The sequence below is a fragment of the Streptacidiphilus sp. ASG 303 genome, from assembly GCF_020991365.1.
In the GTDB taxonomy this organism is placed as follows: Bacteria; Actinomycetota; Actinomycetes; order Streptomycetales; family Streptomycetaceae; genus Peterkaempfera.
The window spans coordinates 202,539-215,930 of the sequence record NZ_JAJLRA010000001.1; the positions used below are offsets into that span (position 1 = coordinate 202,539).

The 13,392-nt window shown below is 73.5% G+C and carries 8 protein-coding genes and 1 pseudogene; 1 reads left to right on the forward strand and 8 read right to left on the reverse strand.

Annotation, left to right across the window (positions count from 1 at the left end; translation table 11 throughout):
• Positions 1–57: 57 nt before the first annotated feature.
• The 8 genes and pseudogenes from LO771_RS00945 to LO771_RS31570 all read right to left on the reverse strand — a co-directional run.
• Positions 58–1,293 (reverse strand): annotated as a pseudogene (locus LO771_RS00945) (glycoside hydrolase family 64 protein); the annotation flags it as partial.
• Positions 1,294–1,477: 184 nt separating this feature from the next.
• Positions 1,478–2,926: a glycoside hydrolase family 1 protein gene (locus LO771_RS00950; protein ID WP_230647322.1), complete on the reverse strand. Its 1,449-nt coding sequence runs from the start codon at positions 2,924–2,926 to the stop codon at positions 1,478–1,480.
• A gap of 122 nt (positions 2,927–3,048) precedes the next feature.
• Positions 3,049–3,981, reverse strand: a complete 933-nt coding sequence (locus LO771_RS00955) for a carbohydrate ABC transporter permease (RefSeq protein WP_374228021.1) — start codon at positions 3,979–3,981, stop codon at positions 3,049–3,051.
• The gene (locus LO771_RS00960) at positions 3,981–4,979 is read right to left on the reverse strand and encodes a carbohydrate ABC transporter permease (RefSeq protein WP_230647324.1); all 999 of its coding nucleotides are present in this window, start codon (positions 4,977–4,979) and stop codon (positions 3,981–3,983) included. The genes LO771_RS00955 and LO771_RS00960 overlap by 1 nt, the downstream gene beginning before the upstream one ends.
• A gap of 100 nt (positions 4,980–5,079) precedes the next feature.
• Positions 5,080–6,396: an ABC transporter substrate-binding protein gene (locus tag LO771_RS00965; RefSeq protein WP_230647921.1), complete on the reverse strand. Its 1,317-nt coding sequence runs from the start codon at positions 6,394–6,396 to the stop codon at positions 5,080–5,082.
• A 453-nt stretch (positions 6,397–6,849) separates the two neighbouring features.
• The gene (locus tag LO771_RS00970) at positions 6,850–7,893 is read right to left on the reverse strand and encodes a LacI family DNA-binding transcriptional regulator (protein WP_374228043.1); all 1,044 of its coding nucleotides are present in this window, start codon (positions 7,891–7,893) and stop codon (positions 6,850–6,852) included.
• 334 nt (positions 7,894–8,227) lie between these two features.
• A complete protein-coding gene (locus tag LO771_RS31200) occupies positions 8,228–11,845 on the reverse strand; it encodes a glycosyl hydrolase (protein ID WP_308188801.1) in 3,618 nt (1,205 codons plus the stop codon).
• A gap of 528 nt (positions 11,846–12,373) precedes the next feature.
• Positions 12,374–12,526 (reverse strand): hypothetical protein, encoded by a 153-nt coding sequence (locus LO771_RS31570; protein WP_374228022.1) that lies wholly within the window; start codon positions 12,524–12,526, stop codon positions 12,374–12,376.
• Positions 12,527–12,745: 219 nt separating this feature from the next.
• Here LO771_RS31570 and LO771_RS31575 point away from each other — a divergent pair, with 219 nt between their 5' ends.
• The gene (locus LO771_RS31575) at positions 12,746–13,261 is read left to right on the forward strand and encodes a family 16 glycosylhydrolase (RefSeq protein ID WP_374228023.1); all 516 of its coding nucleotides are present in this window, start codon (positions 12,746–12,748) and stop codon (positions 13,259–13,261) included.
• The last annotated feature ends 131 nt before the right edge of the window (positions 13,262–13,392 follow it).

The following is a 13,392-nucleotide window of genomic DNA, read 5'->3' on the forward strand; positions in this document are numbered from 1 at the left end:
CGACGAGGTGGAGGTCGGCGACGCGCTGTCGGTGGGCGTGGGTGCGGGGCCGTCCGCGAGCGGGTCGAGGGTCATGGACGCCGCCTGCGGGTCGCCGTCGTGCACCAGTGACTCGTGGGCGCCCACGTCGTCGAAGGCGAAGGCGTAGGCCCTGCCGTCCGCCATCCGTGCGTGGACCTCGCGCGCGTAGACGTTGGTCACCGGGTCGGCGTAGAAGCCCGCCGCCGAGGTGTCCGGCTGGTCGGGGTTCGTCAGGAGCGTGGTCCGGTTGAAGCCGGCGCAGAGCGTGCGCGCGATGGGCCCGCGCACCAGGTCGTTGGGGGCGTCGAGCCGCTTGTAGCAGCCGAGGACGCTGTCGGAGTCGGGCTTCTGGAACGAGGTGACGACCGCGCCGGAGCCGTCGGTGAAGTCCATGTGGTCGCCGGAGACCCTCCCGCGGTAGACCAGGTCGGGCCGGTCAGCGAAAGGGGTCACCGTCAGCGTGGCGGTGGAGTACCTGCTCCAGACCCGGTCGATGTAGTCGTCCAGCACGGTGGGCGCCAGGGTGCCGGCCTCGATGGCGTGGCCGGGCGCGAGGGCCCGCAGGACCGTCCCGTCGGCGCGGGTCTGGATCGTGCCGCCCCAGCCGGGCTGCGCCCTGAGCGCGTCGAAGAAGCCCTGGTAGCCGCCGGGCACGAGGTGGCCGGTGGTGGCGGTGGTGCCGTCGGCGCGCCGCACCCCGACCGCGTAGGGGGCGGAGAACATGTCGACCTGCGTGCTGTTGATCCAGAGCCCGCCGTCGTTGAGCGTGTACTCGGACCAGTTGAAGAGGATGTCCCGGTTGGGGTCGGTGGGGTTCTGCACCGCGGGCTGCACCAGTCCGCCGGTGGTGAGCCGGAAGTCGAGCTTGCGGCCGTAGGAGAAGTAGATCCGGCCGGAGAACTTCGGGATGCGGATGGTGGCCGACGCGCCGTCGGCCGGGCCGGGGATGGAGGCGTCGGGGGCCGGCGAGGGCGGGATGGTGCCGCCCGGCCACGGGTGGAAGACGCCGTCGGCGTCGGCCCAGCCCTGCCGCCCGGTCGAGAGCTCGGTGCCCAGGTCGTAGAGGTAGACCGGCTGGTCGAGGCCGGAGTGGTTGGTCAGCGTCAGCGGGATCGTGTCGGGCACCGCCGCGCGGGCGGCGGGCGCCGGGGCGGCGAGGGCGAGGCCGCCGGCCAGGAGCGCCGCGGCGGCGGTCGGGGCCAGGGCCCGGCGCAGCGTCTCCCGGAGGGGTCTGCGGGCGGGTGCCCTGGGGGGTGTCCGTCTCACGGTCATGCGTGTCCTCCTCGGCAGGGTGGGGTGCGTCGGGGCGTGCGGTGAGCGGTGAGCGGTGCGACCGGCGTGGACGGCGCCGCGCCTCCGGGCCGGGACGCGTCTCCGGAGGTGCGGCGGCCGGTCGGCGGGCGCCGGCGCGGCCGCGGGCGGTGCGGCCGCGCCGGCGCGCGGGGCGGAGGGCGGCTCAGTCCTCCGGCAGGACGCCCGAGCGGATGACCTCCGCGTACCAGCGGGCGCTGTCCTTGGGGGTGCGGCGCTGGCTGGCGAAGTCGACGTGGACGATGCCGAAGCGCTTGCCGTAGCCGTACGCCCACTCGAAGTTGTCCAGCAGCGACCAGAGGAAGTACCCGCGGACGTCGGCGCCGTCGGCCGCCGCCCGCGCCACCGCGGCCAGGTGGGCGTGGAGGTAGGCGACGCGCTCCGGGTCGTGGACCTCCCCCGAGGGGTCGGTGTAGTCGTCGTAGGCGGCGCCGTTCTCGGTGACGACGAGCGGCGTGCCGGGCAGCTCGTCGCGCAGGCGGGTCAGGATCTCGTACAGGCCGTCGGCGTCGACCGGCCAGTCCATGGCGGTGCGGGTGCCGGGGGCGGGGAGGAAGCGGACGCCCTCGGAGGCGGGCCAGGGGGTGAGCTCGCCGGCGTGGTTGTCCCCGCGCGGCCCGGTCCGCCGGACCGCGTCGCCGTCCTCCGCCGCGGCGACGAGGGTCGGCGTGTAGTAGTTGATGCCGAGCGCGTCGAGCGGGCGGCTGATCTCGGCGAGGTCGCCGTCGCGGACGAGGGCGTCCCAGTCGAGCAGGTGGGCGGTGTCGGCCAGGACGTCCTCGGGGTACCGGCCGTGGAAGACCGGGTCGAGGAAGATCCGGTTGGCGAGGCCGTCGATGCGGCGGGCGGCGTCGAGGTCGGCCGGGGTGGTGCCCGCGGCGCGCACGGCGGCGAGGTTGAGGACGAGGGAGACCTGGGCGGCGGCGGGCAGTTCGGCGCGGAGCGCGGCGGTGCCGAGGCCGTGGGCGAGCATCAGGTGGTGGTGGGCGCGCAGGGCGTCGCCGTGGTCGGTGCGGCCGGGGGCGTGGACGCCGTTGCCGTAACCGAGGAAGGCCGAGCACCAGGGCTCGTTGAGGGTGGTCCACATGCCGACGCGGTCGCCGAGGCGGCGGGCGGCGGCGGCCGCGTACTCGGCGAAGCGCTCGGCGGTGGCGCGCTCGGTCCAGCCCCCCGCGTCCTCCAGCTCCTGGGGGAGGTCCCAGTGATAGAGGGTGGCGACGGGGGTGATGTCCTTCTCCAGGAGGGCGTCCACCAGGCGGTCGTAGAAGGCGAGGCCCTCCGGGTTGACCGGGCCGCTGCCGCCGGGGACGACGCGCGGCCAGGCGAGGGAGAAGCGGTACGCGGAGAGGCCGAGGTCGGCCATGAGGGCGACGTCGTCGCGGAAGCGGTGGTAGTGGTCGGCGGCGATGTCGCCGGTGTCGCCGTTGCGGACCTTTCCGGGGGTGCGGCTGAAGGTGTCCCAGATGGAGGGGGTGCGGCCGCCCTCGGCGGCGGCGCCCTCGATCTGGTAGGCGGCGGTGGCGGTGCCCCAGAGGAAGCCGGGCGGGAAGACGGGTGCCGACGGGGCGGGGGACGGGAGGGTGTCGAGGGTCATGGGACTTCCTGGGAGGTGGGGAGGGGTCGGCCCTGGGCGGCGTCGGGCCCTGGCGGTGTCGGACGGCTGCGGTGCCGGGCGCCGGCGGTGCCGGCCCTTGACGGCGCCGGCCCTTGACGGCGTCAGCCCTTGACGGCGCCCTGCATGATGCCGCCGACGATCTGACGGCCCAGCAGGCCGAAGACCACCAGGACGGGCAGGGTGCCGAGGAGGGTGCCGGCGAGCACGACCGACTGGTCGGGGACGTAGCCCTGGCCGAGCGACTTGAGGGCGACCTGCACGGTGGGGTTCTGCGAGTTGAGGGCGACGATGGGCCAGAAGAAGTCGTTCCAGGTGGCCATGAAGGTGAGCATGCCGAGGACGGCCATGCCGGGCCGGGCCACCGGGAGCACGATGGAGCGGAAGATCCGCGCGTGGGACGCGCCGTCCACGCGGCCGGCCTCGATCAGCTCGTCGGGCAGCGCCTGGGAGAGGAACTGCCGCATGAAGAAGACGCCGAAGGCGGAGACGAGCGTGGGCAGGATGACGGCGGGCAGCTTGCCCTGCATGTCGAGCCTGGCGATGATCATGAAGAGCGGGATCACGCCCAGCTGCGGGGGGATCATCATCGTGCCGACGGTGAGGGCCAGCAGCGCGCCGCGCCCGCGGAACCGCAGCTTGGCGAAGGCGAAGCCCGCCAGGGTGGAGCAGAGCACCGTGCCGGTGGTGACGGTGGTGGAGACGATCAGCGAGTTGAGCAGCGCCTTGCCGATGGCGGCCTGCTGCAGCGCCTCGCCGATGTTGTGGAAGAGGTTGCCGCCGGGGGTGAGGGCGGGCGGGACGGCGCTGAGCTCGGCGTTGCTGCGGCTGGCCGCCACCACCGTCCAGTAGAACGGGAAGACGAACATCAGCGTGGCGACGCCGAGCACGGCGTAGGCGAGGGGGCCGCCGTCCATGCGCCGGCCGGCCGCCCCCCGGCGGCGGGACTTCGGCGGCGCCGTCACGGCGGGGGCGGGCCGGGGGGCGAGGGCGGTGCCGCTCCCCCGGGTCTGCGGCTGTGCGGTGTCGGTACCCATCACCCCTCCGTCCGGCTGCGCCGCCGCGCGATCGCGGCGTTGACGGCGACCAGGACCACGATCAGCAGGAACATCACCCAGGCGATCGCGGCGGCGCGGCCGAGGTGGAAGAAGCCCCAGCCCTGCTCGTACATGTAGAGGCCGAGGGTCTGGTACTGATGGGAGACGCCGCCGGCGGCACTGCCCTCGTAGAGCAGCGGCTCGCCGAAGAGCTGGGTGGCGCCGATGGTGGAGACCACCACCGTGAAGAGGATGGTGGGGCGCAGGCCCGGCACGGTGACGTGCAGGAACTGCTGCCAGCGGGAGGCGCCGTCCATGGCGGCGGACTCGTAGAGCTCGCCGGGGATGGACTGCATGCCCGCCAGGTAGATCAGCGCGTTGTAGCCGGTCCAGCGCCAGGTGACGACGGTGGAGACGCCGATCTGGGACGCGACGGTGTTCGCCTGCCAGTCGACCGGGGAGATCCCGACCGTGCCGAGCAGCCAGTTGATCAGGCCGTAGTCGCGGCCGAAGAGCTGGGCGAAGACGAGCGTGGCGGCGGCCACCGAGGTCGCGTACGGCATCAGCATGGCGACGCGGAAGAAGGTGCGGCCGCGCAGGCGGTAGTTGAGCAGGTGGGCGAGGCCGAGGGCCATCAGCAGCTGCGGGACGGTGGAGAGCACGCCGATGGTGAAGGTGTTGCGCAGGGCGTTCCAGAAGAACGGGTCCTCGATCAGCCGCGTGTAGTTGCGCAGGCCGAGCCACTCCATCCGGTCGGAGGTCTGCAGCTCGACGCGGTGCAGCGAGACGTAGGCGGTGTAGAGGAGGGGGAAGAGCCCGAACGCGGCGAAGAAGGCGAAGAAGGGGGCGACGAACGCGTACGGTGCGGCCTTCTGGTCCCAGCGGAAGAGGGGGGCCCGCAGGCCGGCGGCGGGCCGGGGGCGGGCGGGGGCCGGCGCCGGGGAGGGCGGCGGGGCCGGGTCGGGGCCCCGGTTCGGGGCGGAGGTGGAGAGAGCCATGGGGGTCCTTCGCTCGGGTGGCGCCGCCCGCCCCTGTCAGGAGGGCGGGCGGCGCCGGTCGTCGAGGCGGTGCCGGCCGGACCGGCGACCTGCTGCCTGGTCAGCCGCCGGTGGCGTTGCGGACGTTGTCCATGGCGTGCTTCCACGCGGCGTCCGGGGCGGTCTTGGTGCGCTCGACCTCGCCGAGGGCGTCGGTGAACGCCTTGGTGACCACCTGGTCGTCCGCGCCGAGGACCTGGGCCGGCATCGCGGCGGCGGCCTCACTGAAGATCTGGCCGATCGGCGCGTCGCTGAAGTACGGGTCCTTGACGTCCTTGATGGCGGCCTGGGCGGCCTTGTTGGACGGGAAGGAGCCGAGCTTCTTGAAGAGGGTGACCTGCTGCTCCTCGGCGGTCAGCCACTTGATGAGGTCCGCGGCCTCCTTGGCGTGCTTGGAGGTCCGCGGGATCGCCAGGTAGGAGCCGCCCCAGTTGCCGGTCTTGCCGGGGCCGGGGGCGACGTCCCACTTGCCCTTGCCCGCGTCGCCCGCCTGGCCCTTGATGTAGCCGCCCATCCAGGCCGGGCAGCTGAGGGTGGCGAACTTGCCGGTGGAGAACGCCTTGTTCCACTCGGGGGTCCACTCGGGCAGCTCGGCGCTGAGGCCGTCCTTGACGAGGGAGACGGAGGTGTTCCAGGCGGCCTTCACGGCCGGGCTGGTCTCGTAGACGGGCTTGCCCTGCTCGTCGAAGTACCGGACCCGCTGCTGCCCGACCTCGGCGGCGAAGACGCTCGCGGCGCTGTCGGTCCAGGTGTTGCCGGCCTTGGCCTTGGCGGCGTACTGCTTGCCGAGCGCGAGGTAGCCGTCCCAGGTGGACCACTTCTGCGCGAGCTGGTCGCGGTCGGTGGGCAGGCCGGCCTGCTTGAACAGGTCGGCGCGGAAGCACATCGCCTCGGGGCCGATGTCGGTGCCCAGGCCCAGCAGCTTCCCGTCGGGGGTGGTGGCGGCGGAGCCCTTCCACGGGACCAGCTCGTCGCTCGCGGGGCCGAGGCCGAGGCTCTTGAGGTCGGTGAACTTGTCGGCCTGCTTCTGGACGACGCTCGCGATCCGGCCGACCTCGATGCCCTGGACGTCGGCGAGGCCGCCGCCGCCGGCCAGCTTGGTCTGGAGGGCCTGCCAGTACTGGGCCTCGTCCTGGGTGTCGGTCTGCTTGATCTCGATGTTCGGGTGCAGCTTCTGGTACTCGGCGTAGAGGCCGGCCTCCTTGAAGCCGAAGGTGCCGAACAGGTCGACGTTGAGGGTGACCTTGCCGTCCTTGGCGGTGTCGCCGCCTGCGGACTTGGTGGAGGTCGAGGAGCTGCAGCCGGCCGCGAGGGCGAGGACGAGGACGGCGGATCCGAGCGTGACCGCTCTGGTGCGTGCGGCTCCGGCGGTGGCCATGGAGGCCTCCTTCGTGTTCATGCGGACGAGGGGTCGTGAGGGGGGTGGCCCAGAGAGTTGAGAGCGCTCTCAAAACCTGACGAGGAGGAGATTGCCCGGCCCTCCCCCGCGCGTCAAGACGTTGCGCGGGATTGCGATCGGTTCGAGAGCGACGACCCCTCAGAAACCATGGATAGGTTGCATTTCGGGCACAAATCCGACGGCTGAGGCGATATGCGGAGGCGGGGTGGGCGCGACGAAACCATGAGAGCGCTCCCAAATTCTGCTCACCACCGGCTGCGGCACCGGGCGCGGCACCGGGTCCGGAGCGGCCTGCGGCCTCCCACGGCTGCGCCGGGCGCGTCGAACGCGTCGGGACACCGTCCCGGGCCCCTCCGGATCCGGGAGGGCCCGCAGGGGCCGGCGCGGGCGCAGGCGGGGGATGCGTCGGCGGGGTGCGTCGGCGGGGGCCGCTCAGGCCGAGTCGCGGACCACCAGCTCGGTCTGCATGACGACCGAGGAGAGCGCGCCGGCGATCCGCGGCGCCCCCTGGTCCGAGGGGAGCCGGGGCAGCAGCAGCCGCGCCATCAGGCGCCCCATGCCCTCGACGTCCTGCCGCACGGTGGTCAGCGGCGGGTCCGTCCAGGCCGCGACCGACTCCAGGTCGTCGAACCCGACCACCGCCACGTCCTCCGGCACCCGGCGGCCGGCCGCCCGCAGCACGTGCAGGGCCGCGGCGGCCATCACGTCGGAGGCGGCGAAGACGCCGTCCAGGTCGGGGCACCGCTCCAGGAGCGCCGCCATGGCCCGGCGGCCGCCCTCGGGGGTGAAGTCGCCCTCGGCGACGAGTGCCGGGTCGGCGCCCGGCAGCAGGTCCCGGTAGCCGTCCAGGCGGTCCGTGGAGGACGTCTGGTCGAGGGGGCCCGTGATGGTGGCGATCCGCCGGCAGCCGCGGTCCAGGAGGCGCTGGACGGCCAGCTGGGCGCCGCCGCGGTTGTCGGTGTCGACGTACAGGACCGAGCGGTCGGCCTCCGCGCCCGCCCAGCCGGGCCGGCCGCCGAAGACGGTGGGCAGGCCCGCGCGGCGCGCCATCGCCGGGAGCGGGTCGTCCACGTGAAGCGAGAAGAGGAGGAGGCCGTCCACGTGGCCGCCGGACAGGTAGCGCCCGACCCGGTCGTAGTCGCTGCTGTCGTCGACGAGCAGCAGGACGAGCTGGGAGTCGGCGGCGGCCAGCTCCTTGCTGATCCCCCGCAGGTGCTGGGCGAAGAACGGGTCGGAGAAGACGCGGCTCTCGGGTTCGGCTATCACGACGGCGACGGCGCCGTTGCGGCGCGTCACGAGGGTGCGGGCGGCCTGGTTGGGGACGTAGCCGAGCTCGCGGACGGCCTGCTCGACCTTGTCGCGCAGCGCCGCCCGGACCCCGGCACCGCCGTTGACCACTCGCGAGACGGTCGCCCGGGAGACGCCCGCGAACTCGGCGACCTCCTCCAGGGTCGGCCTGGTCGGCTTGGGCTGCACCTGGCGTACTGGCGCGTCGGTCACCTGCTGCTCCTTGCCGGTCCTCTCCCCGCGGCGCCTGGTGCTCCACGCGTCCGGCCGGGGCTTCGGGATGAGCGTACCCTGCGGCAGGCGGTTTCGAGAGCGCTCTCACACGCTGGTTCGCAGGCGTCCGGAAGGGTCCCGCCACGCCGTTCCCGCGCTCCCCGGACGCGCTCCCCGGCTGCCCTCCCCGGCCGTGCTCACCGCCGTGCTCCCCGGCCGGGCGCCGGGCCGGGGGACGGCGCGGGCCGCGGCCTTCCCGCCCCCGCCGTCGCGCGGGGGCCTCAGGTGTGGGGGTCCCGGGTGCGGGGCCTCAGTTGTAGGGGAGGGTGACGACCGAGCGGTCGCCGGTGCCGAGGGTGGTCGACGCGTTGCCCAGGGCGTTCCACACCTCGACCTTGACCGTGCCGTTCGCCAGGTCGCACATCGTGCCGCTGGAGGAGGCGAGGCCGGCGGCCTGGGTGTAGTGCTCCCAGCCCGCGACCGGGTCCGTGGCGAAGTAGCGGTACGTCTCCGTCCGGTCCCAGCTGCCGTCACCGGTGCAGTCGTAGGAGACCTTCACCTGGACGGCGTTGCCGACCGCCGTCCCGGCGTCCACGGCCAGGTCGAAGGCGGTCGCCCCGCCCTTGTAGGCCATGGTCAGCCCGGTCGAGGTGTACGTCTGCGCGCCGGTCGGCGTGCCGTCGTGGTTGGCGCCCCCGGCGGAGGCGATCGTCGTGCTGCCCGCCGGGCCGGCGAGGCCCTGCACGCTCCCGTCGGTCTGCGGGTACAGCAGCGGCGAGGAGGTGCCGCCGGTCGGGGTCCCGGTCGCCGTGGGCGAGGAGGTCGGGGTGGCCGTCCCCGCGGTGTAGGGCAGGTTCACCACGGAGGTGTCGCCGGTGCCCAGGGTCGTGGCGGCGTTGCCCAGCGCGTTCCAGACCTCGACCCGCACCGTGCCGTTGCTCAGGTCGCACATCGTGCCGTTCGCCGAGGCGAGGCCGGCGGCCTGGGTGTAGTGCTCCCAGCCCGCGACCGGGTCCGTGGCGAAGTAGTGGTACGTCTCGCTCCAGTCCCAGCTGCCGTCACCGGTGCAGTCGTAGGAGACCCGCACCTGCGGGGCGTTGCCGACCGCCGTCCCGGCGTCCACCGCCAGGTCGAACGTGGTCTTCCCGCCGTTGTACGGCATGGTCAGCCCGGTCGAGGTGTAGGTCACCGGGTTCGAGGGCGTGCCGTCGTGGGTGGCGCCGCCGGCCGAGGCCACCGTGACGCTGCCCGCCGTGCCCTTGGTGCCCTGCACGCTGCCGTCGGTCTGCAGGTACATCACCGGGGAGCCGGAGCCCGGCGGGGGCGTGGGGATGGTCTCGCTCGGGCTGGGGGACGCGGTGTCCGTCGCCGTGTCGCTCGGCGAGGGGGACGCGGTGTCCGAGGGGCTCGGGGAGGCGGTGTCCGTCGCCGTGTCGCTGGGGGACGGCGAGGGGGACCCGGTGGGGGGGATACCGCCGGACGCGGTGCCGCCGGTCCAGTTCACGGCGCCGGAGGCCTTGGTCCGCCCGGCGGGCACGTCGAGCACGGTGCCGTCGGAGAAGTGGACCGTCAGGGGCGCGGCGGTGATGTTGGCGGCCACGTAGGTGCGCTTGCCGGCCTTCTCGAAGACCGAGCTCAGCGGGTGGTCGCCGGTGACGGTGGTGTCCACGTGGCCGAGCGCGGCCAGGTTGCGGACCCAGTGGAAGGTGTGGGCGCGGCTCTCGCCCTCCTCGGGGGTGTAGCCGGCGTCGGCGCGCAGGGCGGTGAGCGCCTTGTCGCCGTCGCCGAGGGCGAGGAACTCGTACCAGATGTCCGCCCAGATCGTCGGCTTGGTGTGGCCGCTCTGGGTGAGCATGTCGTTGTAGTCGGCCAGCACGTAGGCCGGGTCGTAGCCGAGGTACAGGTGGCCGCCGGTGACGGGCAGCAGGTTGATGCCCTGGATCTGCTCGGGGGCGCTGGAGAACCAGGTGGAGTAGGCCCCGCCGTCGCCCCAGACCATGCCCACCTCGCGGTGGCCGAAGTTCGCCGGGTAGTTCTGGTCCGCGGAGTCGAACCAGTAGTCCTGGATGGCCGCGGCCTGCGTGGTGTACATGTAGATGCCCGCGTCGCGGACGGCGGTGTTGCCGGTGGCCTCGCCCCACTGGATGAGGGCGTTGTCGAAGTTCATGCCCTCCGACGAGGACTCCTGGTTGTTGCCGGCGGCGAAGGAGCCGTGGCCGGACGCCCAGTCGTGGCCGTCGTAGATGTCGAAGTCGCGCAGGTACGGGAACCGCGTGTCGGTGCGGTCGTAGTTGTCGGCGTCGCGGATGAGCAGGTCGACCATGCCGCCGTACTGGGAGTCCGAGGCCCAGGCCGGGTCGAACTTGGCGAGGGTGGCCGCCGCCGCGACGAAGTAGCCGTAGTGGAAGTGGTGGTCGTTGAGCTCCTGGTCGGACCCGTAGGAGGCCGGGTAGCCGATGAGGGTGCCCCAGTTCTTGTCGTAGGCGAAGAGGTGGGCGGTCTTGCCGGCGGAGGCCGTGAACCAGTCGGTGAGCTTGGACTTGACCACCGCCAGGGCGGCGTCGCGCACGCCGGCGTTGCCGGTCTGGTCGGCGATCTCGGCGAGCCGCGCGGCGCGGCCGAGGCCCTTGCCGGTCCAGTAGGTGTCGTCGCTGACCTGCTTGGCCGGGTCGCCCTTCTCGGCGTTCAGGTGGTTCTGGAGCGTCGTGGCGTCGGCGCCGGAGGCGTCCGCGACGGCGGGCACCTCCGGGAGCACGCCGTGGTAGACCATCGACGTGGTGAAGGACGTGACCCCGGTGAGGATCTTGAGGGCGCCGCGGGCGGAGACGTAGGTCTGCGGCAGCGGGGTGCCCGCCGCCAGGTACCGCCACTGGTGCGGGAGCAGGGAGACGACCGTGCCGGTGGCGCTGCCCTCGCGGGCGGCGGTGGTGTAGGCGTAGGTGGTCGTCACCTTGCTGGTCGCCTCGTCGTAGCGGTACGAGACCTTGGTGCCCGTGACGTGGTTGTGGGCGTACCTGGCGTAGGACGCCGCCAGGGCGGCGCGGTCGCTCGCGCTGGTGGAGGAGGTGGTGGGCAGGACGGCGACGGAGAAGTAGTCCTTGCCGGCCAGGGACGAGGAGAGGGCGGCGCCGGAGGCCGTCCAGGTGGCGCCGGTCGGGGCGTAGGCGGCGTAGTCGTGGCCGTTGACGGTGTAGCCCACCCAGGAGCCGGTGTTGGACCAGACCGTCAGGCTCGACCCGGAGGCGGCGGTGATCTGCGCGTTGCCGCCCGTGGCGCGGAAGTAGGCGAAGGGCAGGCCCTCACCGATGGTGGCGCGCAGGGTGTGCGTGCCGTCGGTGAGCAGCGGGCTGACGGTCCAGTCGGTCCAGTCGTCGACCTTGACCTCGGGCGCGTTCAGCCCCGCGACGCCGGCGGTGAAGTCCTCGGCGTAGGGGAAGTGGTACTCCCCCACGCCCGTGGAGCTGCCGCTGATGGCGGGGGTGGTGGTGTACGAGAAGCCGAGGCCGGAGACGCCGGCGCGGAAGCCGAGCGGGTGGGCGAAGAGCGGCTCGCCGTAGGCGCAGTTGGTGCGCTTCCACAGGATGGAGGACCACCAGTCGTTGGTGGGCACGGCTCCGGCCGGCGCGTTGGCGGTGGCCCACTGGCGGGGGTTGCCCGTGATCTGGCCGCAGCCGGACGGCAGGGGGCCGGGGGCCGTGGTGGCGTAGCTGCCCGCGCCGACGGTGGCGGCGTAGGCCGGGTGCGTGGTGAGCAGGGACAGCAGGCCCAGGAGCAGGGAGAGCACCGCTCCGGCGGCGGCCGTCCGGCGCCGTGCGCCCCGGCGGGGCGGGGTGGTGCCGGAGCGGACGGGGCGGGCCGCGACGGCGCGGACGGGTCCGGCGGGGTGCGTGGCGCGGCGCGCCGGGGGGCGGTCGGGGTGGGGTCTCATCGTGGTCTCCGCGTGAGGAGTCGTCGCCGTGCACGGGTGCGGCGGCACGGCGGGTTCGGAGTACGGAACGGCACTGCACGGGGGCACAGGTCGCCGGTCCGGCCGGCCTGGGACGGGGGCCTGACCCGGAGGGCACCTCGCCCCAGGGGTGCGGAACAAGGGTTGAGAGCGCTCTCAGGAACGAGAGGCTACGATCACCCTGACGTTGCGTCAATGAAATGAGCACGTAACAGATTGGTTGCGACGGACGCCGCTGGTCGACGCCCCACAGTCGCGCAAACCACCCGGAATCGCGGCCCCTCCGGTCGGCCGCGGGGGCGGGGAGGGGCGTCCCGGCGGCCGCGCACTCTCTCGACTTCTTGATGCCGGAACGATCCTGAGAGCGTTTTCAGGCAACAGGTATTGACGCCATGCCGGTGCAACACGACAGTGACCCCCACGGATGCCGAGCCCCCACCACCGCATCCCGCCCCCACCCCACCCGTGCCCTGGAGATCCACCGTGCGTGCACCTGTCCTGTTCATGACTTCACTGCTCACCGCAGCCGCGGTGCTGACGGGATCCGCCCCGGGGCATCCGCCACCGTCCCCCGGCGCCCTCCGGCTGCACGGAGACCTGGAGCGACGACTTCAGCGGCGCCGCCGGGTCCGCGCCCTCGTCCGCCGACTGGATCGTCGACACGGGCACCTCCTACCCCGGCGGGGCGGCCAACTGGGGCACCGGCGAGGTCGAGTCCTGCACCGCCGACCCCGCCAACCTGCAGCAGGACGGCAGCGGCAACCTCAGGATCACCCCGATCCGCGACAGCCGCGGCCGCTGGACCTCCGGCCGCATCGAGACCCGCCGCACCGACTTCCAGGCCGCCCCGGGCGGCAAGGCGCTCATCCAGCCCGCATCCGGATGCACGCCGTCACGGGCTCCGCCGCCGCCGGCCACTGGCCGGCCTTCTGGACGCTCGGCGACGCGTACCGGGGCAACCAACAGAACTGGCCGGGCATCGGCGAGTTCGACGTGATGGAGAACGTCAACGGCGTCAACTCGGTCTGGGGCACCCTGCACTGCGGCACCGACCCGGGCGGCCCCTGCAACGAGACCAGCGGACTCGGCGCCAGCACCCCCTGCCCCGCCACCGCCTGCCAGGGCGCCTTCCACACCTACGGCTTCGAGTGGGACCGCAGCACGACCCCGGAGGCGCTGCGCTGGTACGTCGACGGCACGCTCCACCACAGCGTGACGTCGGACCGGATGGACGCGACCACCTGGGCGAACGCCACCCACCACGGCCACTTCCTCCTGCTGAACGTGGCCATGGGCGGCGCCTTCCCCAACGCCTTCTCCAACCAGCCCACCCCGACCCGCTCGACCGCCTCCGGGGTGCCGATGCTCGTCGACTACGTGGCCGTCTTCAACTCCTGACGCCACCGGTGCCCGGAGCCGGACCGGCCGGCTCCGGGCACCGGTCCCGTCCCGCGGCGCGCCCCGCCCCGGCCGTCCCCCGCCCACAGGGGGGCGGGGGACGACCGGGGCGGAGGCAGGCGGCGCGGACC